Origin of the sequence: Variovorax jilinensis, assembly GCF_030316885.1 — a bacterium.
GTDB classification, from domain to species: Bacteria; Pseudomonadota; Gammaproteobacteria; order Burkholderiales; family Burkholderiaceae_C; genus Variovorax; species Variovorax jilinensis.
The window spans coordinates 821,303-843,570 of the sequence record NZ_JASZYQ010000003.1 but is presented as its reverse complement, the minus strand read 5'-3'; the positions used below and the strand labels follow the sequence as shown (position 1 = coordinate 843,570).

The 22,268-nt window shown below is 68.2% G+C and carries 22 protein-coding genes, 1 tRNA gene and 2 riboswitches; of the genes, 9 read left to right on the top strand and 14 right to left on the bottom strand.

Translation table 11 applies throughout. The features are described from left to right. The first annotated feature begins 25 nt into the window (after window positions 1–25). From QTH87_RS15635 to QTH87_RS15620, 4 genes are all read left to right on the top strand, one after another. Window positions 26–622 carry a carboxymuconolactone decarboxylase family protein gene (locus QTH87_RS15635; protein WP_286610323.1) on the top strand — a complete coding sequence of 199 codons (597 nt, stop codon included), beginning with the start codon at window positions 26–28 and terminating at the stop codon, window positions 620–622. Window positions 623–730: 108 nt separating this feature from the next. Beyond that, a complete protein-coding gene (locus QTH87_RS15630; RefSeq protein ID WP_286610321.1) occupies window positions 731–2,455 on the top strand; it encodes an ABC transporter permease in 1,725 nt (574 codons plus the stop codon). Then, window positions 2,455–3,795, top strand: a complete 1,341-nt coding sequence (locus QTH87_RS15625; RefSeq protein WP_286610319.1) for an ABC transporter ATP-binding protein — start codon at window positions 2,455–2,457, stop codon at window positions 3,793–3,795. The genes QTH87_RS15630 and QTH87_RS15625 overlap by 1 nt, the downstream gene beginning before the upstream one ends. Window positions 3,796–3,806: 11 nt before the next feature. Then, window positions 3,807–3,882, top strand: a tRNA-Gly gene (locus tag QTH87_RS15620). A gap of 100 nt (window positions 3,883–3,982) precedes the next feature. On the opposite strand, the gene QTH87_RS15615 is transcribed toward QTH87_RS15620, so the two are convergent. Beyond that, window positions 3,983–4,213: a hypothetical protein gene (locus tag QTH87_RS15615; protein ID WP_286610318.1), complete on the bottom strand. Its 231-nt coding sequence runs from the start codon at window positions 4,211–4,213 to the stop codon at window positions 3,983–3,985. Window positions 4,214–4,300: 87 nt separating this feature from the next. Continuing rightward, a complete protein-coding gene (locus QTH87_RS15610; RefSeq protein ID WP_286610317.1) occupies window positions 4,301–4,714 on the bottom strand; it encodes a winged helix-turn-helix transcriptional regulator in 414 nt (137 codons plus the stop codon). Between the two features lie 82 nt (window positions 4,715–4,796). Between QTH87_RS15610 and QTH87_RS15605 the strand changes: the two genes are divergently transcribed. Beyond that, window positions 4,797–5,219 carry a GFA family protein gene (locus QTH87_RS15605; protein WP_286610316.1) on the top strand — a complete coding sequence of 141 codons (423 nt, stop codon included), beginning with the start codon at window positions 4,797–4,799 and terminating at the stop codon, window positions 5,217–5,219. Between the two features lie 50 nt (window positions 5,220–5,269). On the opposite strand, the gene QTH87_RS15600 is transcribed toward QTH87_RS15605, so the two are convergent. From QTH87_RS15600 to QTH87_RS15585, 4 genes are all read right to left on the bottom strand, one after another. Continuing rightward, on the bottom strand, window positions 5,270–6,241 hold the full coding sequence (locus QTH87_RS15600) for a GNAT family N-acetyltransferase (protein ID WP_286610314.1): 972 nt from the start codon (window positions 6,239–6,241) through the stop codon (window positions 5,270–5,272). Window positions 6,242–6,278: 37 nt separating this feature from the next. Next, window positions 6,279–6,584 (bottom strand): NIPSNAP family protein, encoded by a 306-nt coding sequence (locus QTH87_RS15595; RefSeq protein ID WP_286610312.1) that lies wholly within the window; start codon window positions 6,582–6,584, stop codon window positions 6,279–6,281. A gap of 103 nt (window positions 6,585–6,687) precedes the next feature. Next, window positions 6,688–8,322 (bottom strand): serine hydrolase domain-containing protein, encoded by a 1,635-nt coding sequence (locus QTH87_RS15590; RefSeq protein ID WP_286610310.1) that lies wholly within the window; start codon window positions 8,320–8,322, stop codon window positions 6,688–6,690. 154 nt (window positions 8,323–8,476) lie between these two features. Then, the gene (locus tag QTH87_RS15585; protein WP_286610309.1) at window positions 8,477–9,106 is read right to left on the bottom strand and encodes a flavin reductase family protein; all 630 of its coding nucleotides are present in this window, start codon (window positions 9,104–9,106) and stop codon (window positions 8,477–8,479) included. 221 nt (window positions 9,107–9,327) lie between these two features. On the opposite strand from QTH87_RS15585, the gene QTH87_RS15580 reads away from it, so the two are divergent. From QTH87_RS15580 to QTH87_RS15570, 3 genes are all read left to right on the top strand, one after another. Next, window positions 9,328–9,669, top strand: coding sequence for a copper-binding protein (locus QTH87_RS15580; RefSeq protein WP_286610308.1), 342 nt, complete (start codon window positions 9,328–9,330; stop codon window positions 9,667–9,669). Between the two features lie 3 nt (window positions 9,670–9,672). Next, complete coding sequence (locus QTH87_RS15575) at window positions 9,673–10,407, top strand: P-loop NTPase family protein (RefSeq protein WP_286610306.1); 735 nt, start codon at window positions 9,673–9,675, stop codon at window positions 10,405–10,407. A 179-nt stretch (window positions 10,408–10,586) separates the two neighbouring features. Then, window positions 10,587–11,477, top strand: a complete 891-nt coding sequence (locus QTH87_RS15570; RefSeq protein WP_286610305.1) for a DUF3014 domain-containing protein — start codon at window positions 10,587–10,589, stop codon at window positions 11,475–11,477. Between the two features lie 20 nt (window positions 11,478–11,497). On the opposite strand, the gene QTH87_RS15565 is transcribed toward QTH87_RS15570, so the two are convergent. The 8 genes from QTH87_RS15565 to QTH87_RS15530 all read right to left on the bottom strand — a co-directional run bounded on the left by QTH87_RS15565 (window position 11,498) and on the right by QTH87_RS15530 (window position 21,328). Then, the gene (locus QTH87_RS15565; RefSeq protein ID WP_286610304.1) at window positions 11,498–11,926 is read right to left on the bottom strand and encodes a YciI family protein; all 429 of its coding nucleotides are present in this window, start codon (window positions 11,924–11,926) and stop codon (window positions 11,498–11,500) included. Window positions 11,927–11,958: 32 nt separating this feature from the next. After that, window positions 11,959–14,871, bottom strand: a complete 2,913-nt coding sequence (gene gcvP / locus QTH87_RS15560) for an aminomethyl-transferring glycine dehydrogenase (protein WP_286610303.1) — start codon at window positions 14,869–14,871, stop codon at window positions 11,959–11,961. A 65-nt stretch (window positions 14,872–14,936) separates the two neighbouring features. After that, window positions 14,937–15,314 carry a glycine cleavage system protein GcvH gene (gene gcvH / locus QTH87_RS15555; RefSeq protein WP_286610301.1) on the bottom strand — a complete coding sequence of 126 codons (378 nt, stop codon included), beginning with the start codon at window positions 15,312–15,314 and terminating at the stop codon, window positions 14,937–14,939. A 44-nt stretch (window positions 15,315–15,358) separates the two neighbouring features. Continuing rightward, window positions 15,359–16,531, bottom strand: coding sequence for a glycine cleavage system aminomethyltransferase GcvT (gcvT, locus tag QTH87_RS15550; protein ID WP_286610300.1), 1,173 nt, complete (start codon window positions 16,529–16,531; stop codon window positions 15,359–15,361). 50 nt (window positions 16,532–16,581) lie between these two features. Beyond that, window positions 16,582–16,690, bottom strand: a riboswitch (glycine riboswitch). 11 nt (window positions 16,691–16,701) lie between these two features. Next, a riboswitch (glycine riboswitch) is annotated at window positions 16,702–16,803 on the bottom strand. 36 nt (window positions 16,804–16,839) lie between these two features. Beyond that, window positions 16,840–18,132: a TRAP transporter large permease gene (locus QTH87_RS15545; RefSeq protein WP_286610297.1), complete on the bottom strand. Its 1,293-nt coding sequence runs from the start codon at window positions 18,130–18,132 to the stop codon at window positions 16,840–16,842. Next, window positions 18,129–18,641, bottom strand: coding sequence for a TRAP transporter small permease (locus QTH87_RS15540; protein WP_286610296.1), 513 nt, complete (start codon window positions 18,639–18,641; stop codon window positions 18,129–18,131). The genes QTH87_RS15545 and QTH87_RS15540 overlap by 4 nt, the downstream gene beginning before the upstream one ends. Before the next feature lie 90 nt (window positions 18,642–18,731). Then, on the bottom strand, window positions 18,732–19,703 hold the full coding sequence (locus QTH87_RS15535) for a TRAP transporter substrate-binding protein (RefSeq protein ID WP_286610294.1): 972 nt from the start codon (window positions 19,701–19,703) through the stop codon (window positions 18,732–18,734). Between the two features lie 98 nt (window positions 19,704–19,801). Next, a complete protein-coding gene (locus QTH87_RS15530; RefSeq protein ID WP_444812791.1) occupies window positions 19,802–21,328 on the bottom strand; it encodes a glycine betaine ABC transporter substrate-binding protein in 1,527 nt (508 codons plus the stop codon). 125 nt (window positions 21,329–21,453) lie between these two features. Here QTH87_RS15530 and QTH87_RS15525 point away from each other — a divergent pair, with 125 nt between their 5' ends. Continuing rightward, window positions 21,454–22,242 carry an alpha/beta fold hydrolase gene (locus tag QTH87_RS15525; RefSeq protein WP_286610293.1) on the top strand — a complete coding sequence of 263 codons (789 nt, stop codon included), beginning with the start codon at window positions 21,454–21,456 and terminating at the stop codon, window positions 22,240–22,242. The last annotated feature ends 26 nt before the right edge of the window (window positions 22,243–22,268 follow it).

Sequence of the window (22,268 nt, the reverse complement as noted above, 5' to 3'; positions counted from 1 at the left end):
TCCGATTCATCGAGGAAATCCAACCATGACCATTCCCCAAGGCCACACCCGTCCCTGGTCCGAGCGCCTGCCGCTGCCGGCCGCCGACACGATGTCCGAGGCCCAGCGCGCCGCCGCGCAGGCGCTGATCGACGGTCCGCGCAAGGCGGTCTTCGGGCCTTTCGTGCCCTTGCTGCAGAGCCCGGTGCTGATGGAGCGCATCGGCAGCCTGGGCGAATACCTGCGCTTCGACAGCGCGCTCGATGCGCGGGTGCGCGAGCTCGTGACCTGCGCAGTCGCCCGCCACGTGGGCAACCAGTTCGAATGGGTGCTGCATGCCGCGGCCGCAGTGAAGGCCGGGGTCGATGCCGGCGCGATCGAGGCGCTTCGCCTGGGACGCCGCACCGCGCCGCTGGCCGACGACGAGCAGCTCGCGCTCGACTTCGCCCAGGAGCTGCTGCGCAACGACGGCGTGAGCGAGCCCACCTACGCGGCCGCCGAGGCCCGCTTCGGCAAGACGCTGGTGGTGGAGCTCTCGGCGCTGGTGGGCTATTTCACGATGGTCTGCTGGATCATGAACGTGGCCCATACGCCGGTGCAGGCCGGCCAAGGGCAGCCGGGGCTCGACGCCTTCCCGCTGTAGCGGCGTCCGGGGCCGGGGCGGCGGCCCGGTCAGCTGGCGGTCGGGAAAGGTGCGCAGAATGACGGCGCCGAGCGAATGGCTCCGTGCGCCTCCTGCCTTCGCCCTGCCATGCTCGACAAACGCTTCTTTCCGCGCCAGGCCGTCGCGGCCGGCAACCGCTGGGACTGGGCCCTGCTGCCGCTCGTGCTGGCGGCGCTGTTTGCGCTGGCCTGGGGCGGCGCGCAGATGGCGCGGCCCTACGAGTTGGGCCAGCCGCTGCCGATCAGCCTCGATCCGTCGGCGCTCCCCTACTACCTGCTGCGCACCACGCTGCGCATGTTCATCGCGCTCGGCGCCTCGCTGGTGTTCGCCTGCGTGTTCGCGGTGCTCGCGACGCGTTATCGGGCGGCCGAGAAGCTGCTGCTGCCGTTGCTCGACATCCTGCAGTCGATCCCGATCCTGGGCTTTCTCTCGATCACTGTCACGGGTTTCATCGCGCTGTTCCCGGGCAACCTGCTGGGCGTGGAGTGCGCCGCGATCTTCGCGATCTTCACCTCGCAGGCCTGGAACATGGCCTTCAGCCTCTACCAGTCGCTGCGCACCGTGCCGTCGGAACTGCGCGAGGCGGCCGCGGTGTTCCAGCTTTCGGCCTGGCATCGCTTCTGGCGCCTCGAGCTGCCGTTCGCGATGCCGGGCCTGCTCTGGAACATGATGATGTCGATGTCGGGCGGCTGGTTCTTCGTCGTCGCCTCGGAGGCGATCTCGGTGTCGAACCAGAGCATCATGCTGCCCGGAGTCGGCTCCTACATCGCGATGGCGATCCAGGCGCGCGACCTCGGTGCCATCGGCTGGGCCATCTTCGGCATGCTGATCGGCATCACGCTCTACGACCAGCTGTTCTTCCGGCCGCTGATCGCCTGGGCCGACAAGTTCCGCTTCGAGGAAGGCAGCAGCGAGGACGCACCGCGCTCCTGGCTGCTGACCTGGCTGCGCCGCACCGAGCGCATCCAGCAGGGCATGGCGGCGTCGGCACGGCTGCTCGAGCGTTCGCTGGTGCTGTTCCGCCGCGACCACGACGGCACCTCGATCAGGGCCCGTCCGCGGCCGCGGCGCCAAGCCCTCGAGCGTGCCTGGGACGCGCTGCTCGCGGCGGGCGTGCTGCTGGCCGCGGGCTGGTTGCTGCGCTTCATCCACACCGAGGTCGGCTGGGCCGAGGTGGGCCATGTGTTCGTGCTCGGCTGCTACACGATGCTGCGCGTGCTGGTGCTGATCGCGCTGGCGGCGATCGTGTGGGTGCCGGTGGGCATCTGGATCGGCATGAACCCGCGCTGGGCCGGCCGGCTGCAGGGTGTGGCGCAGTTCATGGCGGCATTTCCGGCCAACCTGATGTTCCCGGTCGCGGTGCTGTTCATCGTGCGCTGGCAGCTCGACCCGAACATCTGGCTCGCGCCGCTGATGGTGCTCGGCACGCAGTGGTATCTGCTCTTCAACGTGATCGCGGGTGCCTCGACCGTTCCGACCGAGCTGCGCTACGCGGCCGGCAACCTTGGCCTCTCGGGCTGGCTCAAGTGGCGCCGATACCTCTTGCCCGCGGTGTTCCCGAGCTTCGTCACGGGCGCCATCACGGCCAGCGGCGGCTCCTGGAATGCGAGCATCGTGGCCGAATACGTGACCTGGGGCGACACCACGCTGCAGGCCGCGGGGCTGGGCAGCTACATCGCCCACATGACCGCCATCGGCGACTTCCCGCGCATCGCGCTGGGCATCGGCGTGATGTGCGTGTTCGTCATGGGCATGAACCACTTCGTCTGGCGCCGGCTCTACGAGCTGGCCGAAAACAGGATGCACTTCTGATGTCGAACCCGCGTACCGGCCTCGTGGCCGAAACCATCATCGAACTCCAGGGCGTGGGAAAGTCCTTCCGCTCGGCCGACGGCGCCGCACGGTCGGTGCTCGAAGGCGTGGATTTCCGCCTTGCCGAAGGCGAGATCGTGGCGCTGCTGGGGCCTTCGGGCTCGGGCAAGTCGACGCTGCTGCGCATCCTCGCGGGACTGATCGGTGCCGATGCCGGCAGCGTGCGCTACCGCGGCCAGCCGCTCTACGGGCCAGCACGCGGCATCGCAATGGTGTTCCAGTCGTTCGCGCTCTTCCCCTGGCTCACGGTGCAGCAGAACGTCGAGCTGGGCCTCGAGGCGCGCGGCGTCGCGCGGCCGGAACGGGCCCGGCGCGCGGGCGCCGCGATCGAGCTGATCGGGCTCGCAGGCTTCGAAGGCGCCTTGCCGCGCGAACTGTCGGGCGGCATGCGCCAGCGCGTGGGCATCGCGCGGGCGCTGGTGGTCGAGCCCGAGGTGCTGCTGATGGACGAGGCCTTCTCGGCGCTCGACGTCCTCACGGGCGAGCGCCTGCGCGACGACATCCTGCGGCTCTGGCGCGGCGGCGCCATGCCGACCAAGGCGATGCTGATCGTTTCCCACAACATCGAGGAAGCGGTGCTGATGGCCGACCGCGTGCTGATCTTCGCAGCCGATCCGGGCCGCGTGCGTGCCGAACTGCCGATCCGGCTCGCGCGGCCGCGTGACGTCGGCAGCCTGGAGGTGAGGGCGCTGATCGACGAGGCCTATGCGCTGATGACCGCCGGCGCCGCGATGCCCGGCCGCGCGGCCGAGGAACCGGTGCGCCGCCATCTGGGCGACCGCCTGCCCGATGCCGACATCGGCCGCATGGAGGCGCTGCTCGAGATGCTGGTGCAGGACGGCCGCGCCGGACGCGCGGATCTGCCGCAGCTCGCCGAGGAGGCCGAGCTCACCGACCACGACCTGCTGCCTCTCGCGCAGGCGCTGTCGCTGCTGGGGCTGGCACAGCTTGCGGATGCCGACCTGCACCTGTCCGAACTCGGTCGCCGCTATGTCGCGGGCGCCCACACGTTGCGCCAGCAGCTGCTCGGCCAGCAACTGCTCGCGCACGTGCCGCTGGCCGCCCACATCCGCCACAGCCTGGAGCAGGCGCCTTCGGGCGAGTTGCCGCAGGAGCCTTTCGTCGAGCTGCTCAAGGAAAGCCTGGACCAGCCGACCGCCGAGCGCGTGTTGCGCACCGCGATCGAATGGGGCCGGTATGGCGAGGTTTTCGAGTTCGACCTGCGCACCGGACTCATTCATTTGCCAGTTGGCGAGGAAGTCGAGAAAACTGCGCTATAATCTGAGGCTTCGCGGGAGTAGCTCAGTTGGTAGAGCGCAACCTTGCCAAGGTTGAGGTCGAGAGTTCGAGACTCTTCTCCCGCTCCAGATTCTTCTGGGCCCAGGCCGCGGAACGAGAAAGCCACCTTCGGGTGGCTTTTTTGCGTCCGTGCCACGCCGGGAGGGCCTTCGGACGCGGTCGTGCCGACTAGATGAGCGCCCGCAATCTGCGCTGTGCGCGATCGAGGCCGGCGACCAGGCGATTCTCGATGCTCTCCGCTTCCGTGATTCGCTCGTCGAGCCATGCGGCATCGGCGCAGCCGCCCTGGGACATCTTCTGCATCATGACGACGATGAGGGCGTTCTGATCCGAGATCAAGCCGTCCCAGAGATCGACATCCGCCTGGGCGCCTTGTATTTCCACGTAGCTGGCTGTCATGGTTGTCTCCTGCGCGCGGTTTTGCGCAGCCTAGCACTGCGGTGGCCCGGCGCCAGGGTGCTAACGCGAAGGTGGGCGCGGCCGACGTCAGGCGATGCCGTGATGCCGTCGAAGGTCGCCTTCGAGCTTCTTCATCATCCTGGGGCCCCCTTGCACCAGTTGCACAGCTTCGGGACGTCGGGTCTCGGGATGGTGCCTCTGGGTCCATGCGCTCATGGCGACCAGCACCGGCAGCAGTTCGAGCCCTTTCTCGGTCAGGCTGTAGATCGCCTTCTGGGCGTGGGTGGGGTCGCCGCTCTTGGTGACGATCCCGCCTTGCACCAGCGCAGCGAGACGGTCCGCGAGCACGTTGCTCGAGATCGCTTCCTCGGACTGCAGGAACTCGCGGAAATGGCGCTTGCCCGCGAACATCAGGTCACGTATCACGAGCAGGGTCCAGCGATCGCCCACGAACTCGAGTGCGGTGCTGATGGGACATGTCGAACGGTTCTCTTGCTTCATGGGCCGGATCTTAAACCGATTGCATTTAGCAAGCACTACGCTCAGAATACCGGTGCTTAAATGCAACCAGTCGAGGAATCCCATGACCTACCGGCTTTATCACGGCAGCTGCCATTGCCAGGCGGTGCGCTACGAGGCGGAGTTCGACCTTTCCGCTGGCAGCAACCGCTGCAATTGCTCGATCTGCAGCAAGGCACGCGCCTGGTTTCTCTTCGTGCGCGGCGACAAGTTCAAGCTGCTCGCGGGCGATGACATGCTCGCCACCTACGAGTGGGTGCCGCCCGGGCGCAGCGAATCAGGCCTGTCGTATCGCTTCTGTTCGAGGTGCGGCATCCGCCTGTACGGAACGGGCGAGCTGGCGCACCTGGGCGGACGCTTCTATGCGATCCACGTCCCCACGCTGGACGACGTGGATCGGGAGGAGCTGGTGGCTGCGCCGCTTAACTTCATCGACAACGCCCATGACCGGCTGGATGGGCCACCGGCCGATACGCGGCTGATGTAGTGCGCCGGGCGCCTCCTCGCGGCCTCGGAGGCGGCGGGTGGGGCGCCGTGTTAGCTGTCGACCGGCTTGCGCAGGACCATGTTGCGCTGGACGACGCGAAAGCCGCAGCTCTCATAGAGCCGGGCGGCGTCATGCGCATTGTCGGCATCCACGCCCAGGATGGATTCGTTCATGCCGGCGTCGCGTTGCGCATGCAAGGCCCTCGCAATGAGTGCGCGCGCCAGGCCGCGCCGGCGCCATGGGGTGCCGACGCTGATGAATTCGGTCTCGCCGCGCCGACGGTTCTGTGTCCTGTTCTGCTCTTCGTTGATGAAGGGCTTCACCTGTCCGGCCACGCGGTCGCTCTCGATGTGCCAGGCCACCTGCCACAGATGCGGCTGAAAGGTCGGCAGCGTCGTCCAGCGTTCGAAGTCGCCGGGCTTGGCCGGAGCAACGCCCCAGTGGCCCTCCAAGGCTTCCATGTGGGCGTCGAAGATCGGGCGCAGATGGTCCGTCTGCACCGGCCGCACCTCGAAGCCTTCGGGCAGCGGAACGTCGGGTATGTCGTCGAGCGAAGGTCGCTGCATCTGCATGAAGTGGCGAGCGGGCAGGTAGCCGGCACGATGCAGCATGGCCTTGCGGCCGATCTCCCCCTCGGTCACGAAGACGTGGTGCACGGACACGGCGCCGTGGCCCCGTGCAAGCGCGCGCTGTCGCGCTTCCACCCAGCGCAGCAGTTCGGTGCCGACGCCGCGTCGCCGGCACACCGGGTGGACGAAGCCGACCTGTCCCTGGGAGAGCCAGCCGTTCTCGTCGATCCAGTGCGAGGTGCGCACGTAGCCAGCCAGTCGGCCATCGAGCTCGGCCATCACGATGTCGGCCAGGGGGTCGAAGTCGGTGAACCGGGCGTAGTCCTGGCGGATGTGCTCCGGCGTTCGGATCCAGCCCATCCTGTCTGCCGCGAACACCGCGTTGGCCACTTCCGCCATCGCGGGAAAGTCGGCATCGCCGGCAAAGCATCGCAGTCGAAGGCCCGGGAGCATGCGTCAGATCGGTGTGATGGGCGTTGCATCCCGACGGTCACCCGAACACGGGCCTGAAGAAGCTGCGCTCGTAGCTGACGATGCAACGCGTGTCTTCCGCGTACTTGAACGCGGCCTGGCACTCCGGGTCATCGAAGGAGGTCGCGCGGTATGTCTCGTAGGCCGCAAGACTGGCAAAGCTGAACATCGCAAGCGCGATGTTGTTCGCTCCTTCCGATGGCAGGAAGTAGCCGTGGTGCTGGCCGCCGAACTTCTCGACCAGCGGAATCCACAGCTTGCCGTAGTGTTCGAACTCCTTCAGCTTGAACGGGTCGATGACGTAGCGCAGGTAGCAGGTGACCATTTGACGACGAAGAGATTGAACGTCCAGGGGCTGCCCCCTCGGGTTCGGGTTGGATGTGCACAAATGCTAGCCGACCCGCGTCGCGGGCGAACCGGACCGGCGTCTACCTCGACGCCGCGATCCCTTGCATCAGCAGCGTCAGCGCCTTCTGCACGCCCTGCGTCGAAAGCGCCTCGCCCTTGTCGTGACCCAGGCGAACCACCACGAGATCGTGGGAGGGCACGATGATCACCACCTGGCCTCCCGCGCCCAGCATGTAGTAGGCCGAGGACGGCACTGGCCATTGGCCCATGCCGTTGAGCCAGAAGAAGCCGCCGTAGATGGGACGGTTGTCGGCCGCCCAGGCGGGCGCGACGGTGCTCACGAACTTGACGAAGCCTTCGGGCAGGAGACGCTCGCCGTTCCACACGCCATCCTGCAGATAGAGATTCCCCAGGCGCGCCCAGTCGCGCGCTGACATGAAGTCGTGGCCCTGCGTGAGGAAGTTGCCGTAGGGGTCGGTCTCGATGGTCATCGAACGCACGCCGATCTTGTCGAAGAGCGCCCGCTGCGGAAACGAGAGATAGTCCTCGCCGCGTTTCTCCGCTGCCAGCCGGATCAGGTAGTTGACCAGCACCGGATCGGTGTTGCGGTAGCGGCCGATGGTGGCCGGCGGCCACTGCTGCGGCCGCGTGGCGGCGTAGTGGAAGGCGTTGATGCGGCCGGTGTAGTAGTAGATGTGGTCGGGGTAGCTGCCGTTCGGGTCGAAATCCGGATCGTCGGGCGCCTTGATGCGCAGCCCGCTCGACATCTGCAGCAGGTCGACGATGCGGATCTGCTGGCGCTTGTCGCCTTCCGCCTGCCATTCCGGAATGGGCGCGCGCTGGTCGAGCGTGTACACGCCCTCCTTGATGAGAATGCCCATCAGCGTGGCCGTCACGCTCTTGCCCATCGACCATGACTGCAGCGGCGTGGTCGGGGTGACGCCGCTCATGTAGCGCTCGCCGATGATGCGTCCCTTGTAGCTCACCACGAAGGCCGTGGTGAAGGCCCCAGGCTGTTCGAAGGGCGCGGACATGGCCTGCTCGACCTTCAGCGGATCGAAGCCGGTGCCGCGGTCCGCCGGCAGCACGTCGCCCATCGGCCAGGCTTGCGTGCCGGCGTCGGGCAGGGTGCTCGCCACGTTCGTCGGCGCGAACGACACGTCGCTCGCACCTGGCGCCAGCGTGACGCAGCCCTGCGAGCCGTAGAAGCGCGCGGTCAGCGTCGTGCCATTCGTCATCGCGATGCGCACCTCTTTCGACGCGCGGTCGACCATGGGCTTGCCGACCCTGCTGCGCTGCGCGTAGGGGCCGGTGAAGTAGCCGGTGACCTCGGCCGCCACGTCGGGCTCCATGCCGGCGATGAAGACGTTCGAGCACAGGGTCTTGGCGAAGCCCGCCGTGTTGTGCTCGAGCGGATCGCCGGGCGGCGGGACATAGGGTGTGTCGAGTTCCACGCTGCGGGCGCGCGCGATCAGCGCCTCGCGTGCGGGAAGACCGGCAGTGGGCGCGGGCGTGGTGGCCGGCGCGGCGGTGCCCGCTGCGACGGGGGCGACGCCACCTCCGCCTCCACCCCCGCCGCCCCCGCAAGCGGCCAGCGCCGATGCCAGGATCGCCGCCGTCACTGCCGCCAGCGCGATGCGGGCCGAGCCCCTCGCGGGTGTCCCTGCGAGGGTCCTGGTCGAAGTCCGAGGCCGTGCCAGAGTGAGGCATTTCATGAGCGAATCCACGTCGGTTGGGTGGCGGCATTCTGCCGGAGCGCCGCCCGGCCCGACACGGCCGCAGATCGACCCTGTCGACGTCGGCTGCCATCCCGCGTCCTGGAGATGACGGGCGGCATGCCCGTCGTCGTCGCGCGACGTGACGCCTTGCCTACATCTCGTCGATCTGCGTGCTGCGTGCCTCGCCCTGCGCCGCGAGCGAATAGCGCTCGCGCGTCTTGACGTAGAAGCTGGCGCCGAAGCGCCCCACGGGGAAATAGTGCTGCAGCCGCACGCGCCAGGTCTCGGTGTCGATCAGCTCGTCGCGCGCATGCATCCAGCGCACCTGGCCGATGAAGATCTGCCGGCTCTCGGTCTCGAGCGTCTCCCACAGCGTGCATTCGAAGGCCACGGGCGCCTCGGCGATGCGCGGCGGCTTGATCGCGTGGCTCGGCAGGGTCGTGAAGCCGACCACGTCGAGTTCGCTTACATGCGGCGGATGGCGCTCGCCGCAGCGATGCATCTGCTCGGCGATGTCCTCGTCGGCGAGGTGGACCACGAACTCGCCGCTGCGCGCGATGTTGGCGGCCGTGTCCTTGAGCGCGTTGTCCTGCAGCCGGTTGACGCTGATCATCACGATCGGCGGTTCCTCGCCGAGCATGTTGAACATGCTGAAGGGCGCGGCGTTGACGATGCCGTCGGCGCCGAGCGTGGTGACCAGCGCGATCGGCCGCGGCACGATCAGGCTTGCCATCAGCTTGTAGCGCTGGTATTCGGTGAGAGCGTCGAACGAAACGTTCATATCTGGCCTAGTGTTGTTGCTATCATTTTTGCATGCGTCGTCGACATTCCGCAGTCTTCGAGGTCGGCCCGGCGATTGTCCCTCCGGCTGGGAAATGTCGCCTGCGACCGCGGCGCTTCTGGCCTAGCAGGTTCGATGCCGCCTGCTCGCCGTGGCGCGCGGAAACCGGGTCCGCGGCGATGCAGAATGCAGCGGCGAAGCAGCCTCCCGAGGAGCCAGAGATGTCGAATGCGTATTGGAGAGCCGTTGCACTGGCGCTGACCGTTGCGGCGGCGAGCGCGCCGGCGGCGCAAGCCGAAGAGCCGGACGCGGTCACCACGCGGGCGCGCTTCACGTCGTCGTTCGAGGAACCGGGCGGCAAGCTCTACGTCCGATTGAAGCTGCTGCCGAGGTCGAAGATCCCCTTCACCACCCAGACCTTCAGAGTGCCCGACCGTGCGCTGCTGGCCGATGTGCCCGAAGGCTCGTCGGTGAAATTCACTTCGAGACATGTCGATGGGGAGAACACGCTGACCTCGATTCGCGCCGTGGCCGACTGCAAGCGCTTTCAACCGTGCGACTGAAGCGTGAAGACCTTCGCAGCACCGGATCGCGCATCTCCCGGGCACCATGGGCTCGTCATCGTCGAGGGCATCATGGGCTCGGGAAAGTCGACGACGATGCGGCTCGTCGCGAAGGCGCTGGCAGAGGCCGGTCGTCCGGCGCTCGCCATTCACGAACGCACCGACCCGCACCCGGTCCGTGCCACCGATGAACTCCGGCACTGGTTCGAACCCTGGCTCGAGACCACCGTGCAAGGGCTGGCGGGCCGTGCGGTCTCCAGGTGGGCTTCGTTTGCCGAAGAGGTCCGAGGTGGCGCTGCAGTCCCTGTGCTGGACGGCCAGCTCTTTCATGGCGACCTGACCCATCTGTTCCTGATGGAGGCGAGCTTCGATCAGCTCGCCGCGTACTGCGAGCGTGTGGCCGGATGCATCGCGCCACTGCACCCGCTCGTGGTCTATCTCCGGCAGGAGGACGTGGAGCGCGCCGTGCGCACCATCTGCGCGGAGCGGGGGGATGCCTGGGTGAAGTACCAGGTCGACTGGAAGCTGAAGGGGCCGCTCGCGGTGCGTCGGCGCCTGTCAGGCCTCGATGGACTGATCGCGCTTTACGAGGAATACCGAACCCTCACCGATGCGCTGTTCGACCGATTGAGCCTGGACAAGATCGTCATCGAGAACTCGGAGCGGGACTGGAAGCGATACGACCGGCAGATCCTCGGTCGGCTCGGACTGGACGGTGCTCCGACAACCTGCTCGTGAAATGGGTTGCGCGGCACGCCGCCGGCAGCCAGACCGCGGGCGATGGCAACATCGGACCGATCGAATCACCCGACGCATCGCAGCAGGCTCACATGGCGTTACGGCCGGCGGCGCCCATGTGGTTTCAAATGGCGGGAGCGACCTGTGCGCACCTTGCATCCTGAAAGGAAGATCCGAACATGCCCGAACGCGACTCCGCAGAATTCAGGCCGGCACGCGAGTCATCGCTGGGAACGCTCGCGATCGTCGTCGTCCTGATCCTCGCCGCGGCCTTCGGCTGGTGGCGCTGGTCGCAGCGCCAGGCCGAGGTCGAGGCGCCGCCGGCCGCCAGTGTGGCGACCCAGCCCGCGCCGTCCGACGAGCCCGCGCCGCCGCCGGCGCCGGTCGCGACCGGGCCGCAGAATCCGGTCGACGCGCTGGCCGCACCCGAGGCGGCGCTGCCTTCGCTCGACGATGCCGATGCGCGCGTGAGCGCTGCGCTCAACGAACTGGTCGGCAAGAAGGCCGCAGGCAGCTTCCTCGAGTCCGGCGGCTTCGTGCGGCGCCTCGTCGCCACGGTCGACAACCTGACGCGGGCCCAGGCGCCGGCGCGCGTATGGCCGGTGCAGCGCACCCCGAAGTCCTTCGAGGTGCAGGGTGCCGGCGAGGTCAAGACCATCGGCGCCGACAACGCCGCGCGCTATACGCCCTTCGTGCTGTTCGCCGAATCGGTGGACGTCGCGCGCGCGGCAGCGCTCTATGCGCGGTTCTATCCGCTGTTCCAGCAGGCCTACGAGGAACTGGGCTACCCGAACCGCTACTTCAACGACCGGCTCGTGGCCGTGATCGACCACCTGCTGCAGGCACCCGAGCCGGCAGGGCCGGTGCAGGTGAAGCTCACGGAGGTCAAGGGCGAGATGGCGGCCGAGAAGCCCTGGATCAGCTATGAGTTCGTCGATCCCGCGCTCGAATCGCTGTCGGCCGGGCAGAAGATGCTGGTGCGCATGGGGCCCGTCAACGAACGCCGCCTCAAGGCTCGCCTCAAGGCATTTCGCGACCAGGTTGCCACCGGGGCCGTGGCGAAGAAGTAGTGCGCGGCCCGGTGGTGGGCTCAGCCGCCCGCAGACTGAGACTTGATCCCTTCGGCCAGCCGCTTTTCCTGCGCCCGCAGCTCGGGCGTGAGTTCGGCGCCGAAGTCCTCCATCTCGAAGACCTGGCGCAACTCGACCTCGATGCCGCCGTCGAAGGGCGCGCGGCGCAGCCAGTCGATGGCTTCCTGTTTCGACGCCACCTTCCAGAGCCAGAAGCCCGAGACCAGCTCGGTGGTGTTCGCGAACGGACCCTCGATGACCGTGCGCTGGTCGCCCGAGAAGCGCACGCGCACGCCCTTCGAGCTGGGATGCAGCCCGTCGCCGGCCTGCATCACGCCGGCCTTGACCAGCGCCTCGTTGTAGCTGCCCATGGCGGTCAGCAGCTTCTTGTCCGGCATCACACCGGCCTCGGAATCCTTGCTCGCCTTGACGATCACCATGAAGCGCATGACGGTTCTCCTCGGGTGTGGGCTGCCGCGGCTCAATCCTTGGCGTAGGCCTCGATCGGCACGCAGCTGCAGAACAGGTTGCGGTCGCCGTAGACATTGTCGACCCGACCGATCGGCGGCCAGTACTTGGCCTGCCTTAGCGTCGCGAGCGGGAAGGCGGCGAGCTCGCGCGCGTAGGGCCGCGTCCATTCGCTGCCCAGCAGGCTGGCCGCGGTGTGCGGTGCGTGGCGCAACGGGTTGTCGTCCTTGGGCCAGATGCCTTCCTCGATGCGCCGGATCTCGCCCCGGATCGCGACCATGGCGTCGATGAAGCGGTCGAGCTCGGCCAGCGGCTCGCTCTCGGTGGGCTCGACCATGAGCGTGCCGGGCACCGGAAAGCTCAGGGTCGGCGCATGGAAGCCGTAGTCGATGAGCCGCTTGGCGACGTCCTCGGCGCTGACGCCGCTGGATTCCTTGAGCGGCCGCAGATCGAGGATGCACTCGTGCGCCACGTGGCCGTTGGGGCTCGCGTAGAGCGTGGGGTAGTGGTCCTTGAGCCGCGAGCTGATGTAGTTGGCGCTCAGGATCGCGGTCTCGGTGGCGGCCTGCAGGCCGCGCGCGCCCATCATGCGGCAGTACATCCAGCTGATCGGCAGCACGGCCGCGTTGCCGAGCGGGGCAGCGGACACCGCGCCCACGGCCCCGTTGGATGCAAGACCGCCCGTGGCATGGCCGGGCAGGTAGGGCACGAGGTCTTCCACCACGCACACCGGCCCGACGCCGGGTCCGCCGCCGCCGTGCGGAATGCAGAAGGTCTTGTGCAGGTTCAGGTGGCTCACGTCGCCGCCGAACTCGCCCGGTGCCGCCACGCCGACCAGCGCGTTCATGTTGGCGCCGTCGACGTACACGCGGCCGCCGTGCGCATGGACGATCTCGCACAGCTCCTTGACGCGGGTCTCGAAGACGCCGTGAGTGCTCGGGTAGGTGATCATCACCGCGGCCAGGTCGTCGCGATGCTTCTCGCAGGCGCGGCGGAGATCGTCGATGTCGACGTTGCCCTCGGTGTCGCAGGCGGTCACCACCACCTGCATGCCTGCCATCTGCGCGCTGGCCGGGTTGGTGCCGTGGGCCGACGATGGAATCAGGCAGACGTTGCGGTGCGCATCGCCTCGCGCCTCGTGGAAGGCCTTGATGGCAAGCAGGCCCGCGTACTCGCCCTGCGATCCCGCGTTGGGCTGCAGGCTGATGCCCGCGTAGCCGGTGGCCTCGCAGAGCCAGGCGCGCAGCTGGGCGTCGAGCTGCGCGTAGCCCAGCAATTGCTCGGCCGGCGCGAAGGGATGGATGTCCGCGAATTCGGGCCAGGTGATCGGGATCATCTCGCTGGTCGCGTTGAGCTTCATCGTGCAGCTGCCGAGCGGGATCATGCTGCGGTCGAGCGCGAGGTCCTTGTCGCTGAGGCTGCGGATGTAGCGCAGCATCGCGGTCTCGCTCTTGTGGGTGTTGAACACCGGATGCGCGAGGAACGTGCTGCTGCGGCGCAGATCGTCGGGGATGCGTGTCGTCGAGCCGGCCGCGAGCTGATCGAAGTCCGGCGCGGTGCTGCCGGCGCATGCGAACAGGCCCCAGAGCATCTCGACGTCGGCGCGCGTGGTGGTCTCGTCGAGCGAGATGCCCAGGTGCTGCTGCAGCCGGTGGCGCAGGTTGACACCGGCCGCGACCGCGCGTTCGTGGACCCGCGGCGTTTCATCGCCACTGTGCACCGTGAGCGAATCGAAGGCGGTGGCGTTGGCGATCTCGTACCCCATCGTCTCGAGCCCGCGTGCCAGCACCGCGGTCAGCAGAGCGACGCGCTGCGCGATGCGGCGCAGCCCATCGGGCCCGTGGTAGACCGCGTACATGCTCGCGACCACCGCGGGCAGCACCTGCGCGGTGCAGATGTTCGAGGTCGCCTTCTCGCGCCGGATGTGCTGCTCGCGCGTCTGCAGCGCGAGCCGGTACGCCGGCTGGCCGTGCACGTCGACGCTGACGCCCACCAGCCGGCCCGGCAGCGAGCGCTTGAACTCGTCGCGGCAGGCCAGGTAGGCGGCGTGCGGGCCGCCGTTGCCCATCGGCATGCCGAAGCGCTGGGTGGTGCCGCAGACGATGTCGGCATCCCATTCGCCGGGCGGCGCGAGCAGGGTCAGCGCGAGCAGGTCGGCGGCCACGCAGAACGCGGCCTCGCTCTGGTGCGCATGGCCTGCCAGCGGACGCAGGTCGTGCACCTGCCCGGTGGTGGCCGGGTACTGGGCGAGCACGCCGAAGAAGGCGCCGCTGGCCATCAGGTGCGGCAGGGTCTCGGAGGCGGTGCTGACCTTGATCTCGATGCCGAGCGGGGCGGCGCGCGTGCGCAGCACCTCGATGGTCTGCGGATGGCAGTCGCCGGCCACGAGGAAGACGTTGCTCCTGCTCTTCACGCTGCGCCGCGCCAGCGTCATGGCTTCGGCCGCGGCGGTGGCCTCGTCGAGCATCGATGCATTGGCGATCGCCATGCCCGTGAGGTCGCAGACCATGGTCTGGAAGTTGACCAGTGCCTCCATGCGGCCCTGCGAGATCTCGGCCTGGTAGGGCGTGTAGGCGGTGTACCAGGCCGGGTTCTCGAGCACGTTGCGCAGGATCACGCCGGGCGTGTGGGTGCCGTAGTAGCCCTGGCCGATGAAGCTCCTCGCGACCTTGTTCTTCGCCGCGATGGCCTTCAGTTCGGCCAGCGCCTCGGCCTCGGTGACCGGCGCCGGCAGCCGCATCGGCCTGCTGCGCCGGATCGCCGGCGGCACGATGCCGTCGATCAGCTCGGCGCGCGTGGTCGAGCCGATCGCGGCCAGCATGCCGGGCTCGTCGTCGGCCTCGATGCCGATGTGGCGGGCGATGAATTCCTCGGCGTTCTCGAGTTCGCTGAGCGTGGGGAAGGGGGTCGGCACGGGCGTCGGCATGGGGCGGTCGGGGTCGGTTCGAGGGCAGGTCCGGGCAGGTCGGGTGCAAGTCTGAATCTGGCGCTTCAGCTCTCGGCGGCGAAGGCGTCGTAGGCGGTCTGGTCGAGCAGGGCAGCCAGCTGCGCCGCGTCGGCGAGTCGGACCTTGAAGAACCAGCCGGCGTCCATGGGCGCGCTGTTGGCCAGCGAGGGGTCGGCGCGCAGGGCCTCGTTGACCTCGACGATCTCGCCCGACACCGGCATGAAGACATCGGCAGCGGCCTTCACCGATTCGACGACGCCCGCGACCTCGCCCTGGGCAAAGCTCTTGCCGACCTCGGGCAGGTCGACGAAGACCACGTCGCCGAGCGCGTCCTGCGCGTGCACCGTGATGCCGACCGTGACCAGCGTCGCGTCGGCTTCCTGGCGCAGCCACTCGTGGTCCTTCGTGTATTTGAGAGTCATGGAATCAGCTCCTGGTTGAAGTTGGAAAGTGTGTGAGAAGGGGCTCAGCCGCGGTAGTAGCGCGCCGGCAGGAAGGGCAGGGTGCAGACTTCCATCGGCACCGGCTTGCCGCGCACCACGGCCTGCAGACGGGTGCCGGGTTCGGCGTAGGCCAGTGCGACATAGCCCATCGCGATCGGACGGTCGACGCTCGGGCCCAGCAGGCCGCTCGTGACCTGGCCGATCGGCAGACCTTCGAAGGATTCGAGCAGGCTGCCGTCGCGCACCGGCACGCGCTCGAGCGCCACCAGGCCGACCCGCTTGCGCCTGAGCGTGTCGTGGTCGAGGTGGCCCGCAGCGCCGTCGGCGGCCTTCAGCTGGGCGAGCACGCGCGCGGCGCCCGGAAAGCCGCCTTCGCGCGCGCCGCCGCTGCGGCGCACCTTCTGCATGGCCCAGCCGAGCGCGGCCTCGACCGGCGTGGTGCTCGCATCGATGTCGCTGCCATAGAGACACAGGCCGGCCTCGAGCCGCAGCGAATTGCGTGCGCCGAGTCCGATCGGCGCGACCTCGGGCTGGGCGAGCAGCAGGCGCGCCAGGGCCTCGGCGTCGGCTGCGGCGACCGAGATCTCGAAGCCGTCCTCGCCCGTGTAGCCGCTGCGCGTGGCGAAGGCCGCGATGCCGCCGATGCGGACCGCCCCGCCGGTCATGAAAACGAGGCGCTCGATGCCGGGCGCGAGCCGCGCGAGCACGTCGGCGGCTTGCGGCCCCTGCAACGCGAGCAGCGCCTGGTCGGGCAGCGGCCGCACTTCGCAGCGCGCGCCGATGCGGGCCGTGATGTGGGCAATGTCGGCCTGCTTGCAGGCGCCGTTGACGATCACGAACAGCGAATCGTCGCCCTCGTTGAAGAACATCAGGTCGTCGAGGATGCCGCCGTCGTCGGCCAGCAGCAGGCCGTAGCGCTGGCGGCCTGGCGCGAGGCCGATCACGTCGACCGGCATGAGGGATTCGAACGCGGCCGCGGCGTCGGGGCCGACCAGCCGCAGCTGGCCCATGTGGGAGATATCGAACAGGCCCGCGGCCTGTCGCGTGTGACGGTGCTCGGCCATCAGGCCGGCCGGGTACTGCACCGGCATCGAATAGCCGGCGAAGGGCACCATGCGGGCGCCGAGCTCGAGATGCAGCGCATGCAGCGGCGTCTTTTCTAGCGCGGCGGCGGAAGAGTCGGAAGGGTCGGCCATGATGAGGCGCATCTCCAAGGGGCAGTCCGAATCCATGGCCGAAGCCATGGGCCACCCCTGCTGTCCGCTTTACCTGAGAGATTCGCCCCACGATCGGGGTTTGCTCCTTCGGTGGGCGGCCGTCCCTGCGACGCTGCGCCTCTCTCCAGCAAGGAAACGCCCCGGAAAGGGGCGCTGCGTCAGTCCTTTTGCCTGAGCGTTCGGGCCCTTGATTCGGGGGACCTGCGCCTTCGGCGGCCCCGGCTGGCGGGACGCTCTCCTGACCGGATGAAGTGTACGGGAATCCGCGTCCTGCCAACCGCCAACCGCTACTTGAAGCCCCACAAATGCGGCAGCCAGACGCTGAGCGCCGGCAGGAAGGTCAGCAGCAGCAGCACGCCGCCGTGGGCCCACAGGAACGGCACCAGTTCGCGCACCAGCTGCGACATCGGCACCCGCGAGACATTGCAGGTGACAAACAGCAGGCCGCCCACGGGCGGCGTGATCATGCCGAGCGTGAGGTTGTAGATCATGATCATCGCGAAGTGGATCGGGTCGATGCCGAGCTTGACCGCCACCGGCGCGAGGATCGGCGCCAGCACCATCACGCCCGGCAGCGGCTCGATGAAGATGCCGAACAGCAGCAGGAACACGTTGACGATGATCAGGAACATCCACGGCGAGAGGTTCATGCCGACCAGCCACTCGGCCAGCGTCTGCGGCACGTTCTCAATGGTGAGGATCCAGGCGAAGGAGGCCGACAGGCCGATGATGATCAGCACCGAGGCCGAGAGCAGCGCCGAGCGCGAGAGGATGTCGGGCAGGGCCTTCCACTCGAGCGTGCGGTAGACGAACTTGCCGCACACCAGCGCATAGAAGACGGCCACCACCGAGGCCTCGGTGGGCGTGAACCAGCCCGCGCGCATGCCGCCGAGGATCACCACCGGCAGCAGGATCGCGGGGATCGCCTTCCAGGTCGTCAGCAGTACCTCGCGCCAGGGCGGCATGCCGCCGTCGCCCTTGTAGTTGCGCTTCTTCGAGACGTAGAAGTTGACCACGCACATCGCCACCGCGATCAGCAGGCCCGGCAGCAGCCCGGCCACGAACAGGCTGCCGACCGAGACGTTGTCGTCCTGCAGCGCGTAGATGATCATGATGATCGAGGGCGGAATGATCGGGCCCACGATGGCGGTCGAGGCGGTCAGTGCCGCGGCATACGAGCGGTCGTAGCCTGCCTTGTCCATCATCTTGATCAGCATCGAGCCCGGGCCGGCGGCGTCGGCCAGCGCCGAGCCCGAGATGCCCGAGAAGAAGGTCAGCGACACCACGTTGGTGTAGCCCAGCCCGCCGCGCCGATGGCCCACGAACTGGCCCGCGAAGCGCAGCAGCACCTCGGTCAGCGAGCCTCCGCTCATGAGTTCGGCGGCGAGGATGAAGAAGGGCACCGCCATCAGCGGAAAGCTGTCGATGCCGGTGAAGGTTTCCTTCAGCAGCACCATCAGCGGAAACGATTCCGCCAGCACCAGCGTGGTCACCGTGGCCAGGCCGAGCGCGAAGGCGACCGGCACGCCGATGGCGAGGAAGATGCAGACCGAGGCGATCAGGATCAGGCTGGCGCTCATAGTGCGGCACTCGCGGCAGCATCGAAATGCGCGTCGGAAGCGAACTCGCGCCGCAGCACGTAGCCGCGCACGATCAGCGCCCAGTGCACGATCAGCAGCACGCCGCCGAACATCATGGCGCTGTAGATGTAGGCGAACGGGATCTGCGTCACCGCCGTGAGCTGGAACATCGTGCGCTCCATGTAGAGCCAGCCGTACCAGACCATGAAGCCGAAGAAGGCGAACAGCAGCGCCGCGACCACCGCGCGCAGCGCGATCGCGGCCTTGGGCGGCAGTGCGTCCTGCAGGTTCTCGACCGCGATGTGGCCGCCGTAGCGCAGCACCGGCCCGGCTCCCAGGAAGGTGAGCCAGATCATCATGTGGCGGGCGACTTCCTCGGCCCACTCGAGCGAGTTGCTCGTGAGGTAGCGCATCGCCACGTTGACGAAGATGATCACCGACATCGATGCCAGCAGCAGGATCAGCACCCAGCGGTTCGCGGCCAGGAAGTAGTGTTCGAAGGTTTTCACGGCGGGTTCAGGTTCGGGACTTCGGAAAAACGGCGCCGCCCGGCGCCATCGCTGGCTGGCCGGGCGGCGCGACCGTCACGCGACGGCGGGTTACTTGACGTCGCTGATCTTCTTGATGTTGTCGGCCCCGAATTCCTTCGCATAGCCGACATAGGCAGGCTTGAGCGCCTCGCGGAAGGCGTCGCCGTCGACCTTGCGCGTGACCTTCATGCCTGCCTTCTCGAGCTGGGCGATGCCGTTGGCCTCGTCCTCGTTGACCTTCTTGCGCTGAGCGGCGCCGGCCTTCTGGGCCGCCTCGAGGAACACCTTCTTGTCGGCGTCCGAGAGCTTGTTCCAGACCTTGGGCGACAGCAGCAGCAGCGCGGGCGAATACACGTGGCCGGTCAGCGAGAGATGGTTCTGAACCTGCGCGAACTTCGACGAGAGGATCACGGGGATCGGGTTCTCCTGGCCGTCGACCGTGCCCTGCTGCAGCGCGCCGAACAGTTCAGGGAAGGCCATCGGCGTCGGCAGGATGCCGAAGGTGCGGTAGCCGTCCATGTGCACCTTGTTTTCCATGGTGCGCATCTTCAGACCCGCGGCATCGCTGGGCTTGACGATGTCGCGCTTGCTGTTGGTCATGTGGCGGAAGCCGTTCTCGGTCCAGCCGAGCGCGATGATTCCCTTGCTCGGGAACTTGGCGAGGATGTCCTGGCCGATCGGGCCGTCCATCACCTTGCGCGCATGGTCGTAGTCGCGGAAGAGGAAGGGGATGTCGACGATCTTGACCTCGGGCACGAAGTTGCCGACCGGGCCGGTCGAGGTGTTCACCAGGTCCTGGGTGCCGAGCTGCACGGCCTCGATCTGCTCGCGTTCGCCGCCGAGCGCCGAGTTCGGGAACTGCTGGCACTTGTAACGACCCTGCGTGCCCTTCTCGACCTCGTCGCAGAACACGGTCGAACCGACGCCGTAATGCGATTCCTTCGTGGTGGCGTAGCCGATCTTGAGCGTGGTGGTCTGGGCGAAGGAGGCGCTGGCGCCGAGGGCGAGCGAAAGGCAGGCGGCGAGGGTGCCGAATTTCATGAAGGTCTCCGGGGTTTTATCTGGATGGCCGCGCGACTATGCCTGAGTCGGGTGCCTTGCCCCGTCGGGACTTTCACGGACTCGCGCGCATTCCGGGCTCAGTTGCGGCGGCGGCGCATCAGCCATTCGATACCCTCGAACAGCGCCTCGCTGAGCAGCGCCAGGGCCGCCGCCGGCAGGGCACCGGCGATCAGCAGCCCGCGGTCGTTGAGCGCGAGCCCGGTCACGATCCGCTCGCCGAAGCCGCCGGCGCCGATGAAGGCCGCGATGGTCGCGGTGCCGATCGCGATCGTGGTGGCCGTGCGAACGCCGGCCAGCAGCGTCGGCAGCGCGAGCGGCAGCTGCACCAGGCGCAGGTTCTGGCCGCCGGTCATGCCGAGCGCGGTGCCGGCGTCGCGCAGGCCGGCGGGCACCTCGGCCAGGCCGGTCACGGTGTTGCGCATGATCGGCAGCAGCGCGTAGAGCGTCAGCGCGATCAGCGCCGGCAGCGTGCCGATCATGCCGAGAAGCGAGATCAGCAAAGCCAGCAGGGCCAGCGAGGGAACGGTCTGCAGCAGCCCGGTCAGCCCCAGCACCAGCGCGCGCAGCCGCAGGTGGCCGAACACCGCGATGCCGATCGGCACCGCGATCAGGATCGCGACCCCGACCGAGACCACCACCAGCAGGATGTGCTGGCGGGCGAGCCGGCCGAAGTCCGGCCCGAACAGCTTGGCCATGAAACCGCGGCCGCCCCGGTCGGCGGCTGGGGCCTTCGGGCCCGCGAGGAAGTCGCGCGCGATGACGTCGAAGCCCGTGCCCTTCAGTTCGGCGCGCGCGTTCATGGCGATCATCGACCGTTCGTCGATGCGGCCTTCGAGCGCCTGCAGGGCGGCCCAGGCCGCAGGCAGGCGCGCCGGCAGGTCGAGGCGATACAGCAGCACCGCGTCGTAGCGCGGGAAGTAGCCGCGGTCGTCCTCGAGCACGCGCAGGCCCAGGTGCTCGATCTTGGCGTCGGTGGTGTAGATGTCCATGACGTCGATCTGCTTCGCCGCGATCGCGTCGTAGGCCAGCCCGTGGTCGATGCCGATGGGCGTCGGCGTGAAGCCGTAGCGCGCCGCCAGGCCCTGCCATCCGTCGGCGCGGCCGATGAACTCGTTCGAGAGCCCGAAGCGCAGTTCGGGATGCCGCGCCAGGTCGCCGAGCGTGCGCACGCCCAGCTTTTCGGCGTCCGCCGTCCGCATCGCCAGTGCATAGCCGTCGTTGAAACCCAGCGGCACTGCCACGCCCAGGCCCAGTGGCTGCAACGCTGCGTTCATGGCCTCGCGCGTCATGGTGGGCGAGCCCTTGAGTATTTCGAGCGCGATGGTGCCCGTGTACTCGGCATAGAGGTCGATGCCGCCCGAGCGCAAGGCCTCGTAGACGATCGCGGTGTTGCCGAGGCCCTGCCGCACCTGGGGCGCCGCGGCGGTCTTCGGTGCCGCGGTCTGCGCCAGGATCTCGGCCAGGATGTACGACTCGGTGAAGCGCTTCGAGCCCACGCGCAGCGGCTGCTCCTGGGCCTGCGAGGGCAGAGCGGCGCACATCAGCATGGCCACGAGGGCCGTCAGGGCCAGGGCGAGGAGCCGCGCGCGGCGAAGCGGGTGCATCGGCGGCAGTGTATCGGCGTGCCTTCGCGTTGCACCGGGCAGTGCGCAAAGAAGCCGCGTTCTCCTACAGCCGATGGTGCGCCGTGCTGATGCGGCCGCTCCGGGCGGCCCGCCACAGTGCGTGAGTGCTCATCAACTACGTACGCCGCGGACAAGGAAAGCCTCTGCTGTTGATCCACGGGCTCGGCAGCAGCTGGCACACGTGGCAGACCATCCTTGAACCGCTGGCGGCCAATCGCGCGGTGGTCGCGATCGACCTGCCGGGGTTCGGCAAGAGCCCGCCGCTTGCCGGCGACGTCTCGCTGCGCAGCCTTGCCAACGCGGTGGCGCAGTTCCTGCGGGAGCACGACCTGCTCGGTACCGACGCGGTCGGCAGCTCGATGGGCGCGCGGCTGCTGCTCGAACTGGCGCGCCGCGGCGAGGTGGTGGGCACCGTGGTTTCTCTCGGGCCGGGCGGCTTCTGGGGCAGTTGGGAGCGCTTCGCGTTCCAGGCCTCGATCTGCATGTCGATGCGGCTGGCGCGATCGCTGCGGTTTGCGATGCCGTCGATTGCGGCCCACGAGTGGTCGCGGGCGCTGCTGCTGGCGCAGTTCTCGCCGCTCGCGCATCGGTTGCCGGCCGCGCTGGTGATGCAGGAGATGAACAGCCTTGCCGCTGCCGAATCCTTCAAGCTGATGCTGCGCGACTTCGTGCGCGGGGAGCCGCTCGAGGGCTCGGACGCGGGCAGCATCGCCAGGCCGGTCGTGATCGGCTGGGGCCGGCTCGACCGGGTCTGCTTTCCCACGCAGGCAGCGCGCGCCCAGCAGCAGTTCCCCGACGCGAGGCTGCACTGGTTCGAAGGCTGCGGCCACTATCCTCACTGGGATGCGCCCCAGGAGACGGCGCGCCTGATTCTCGAGACCACCGACGATTGACACCCACCCGATGAAGGACGAGGAAG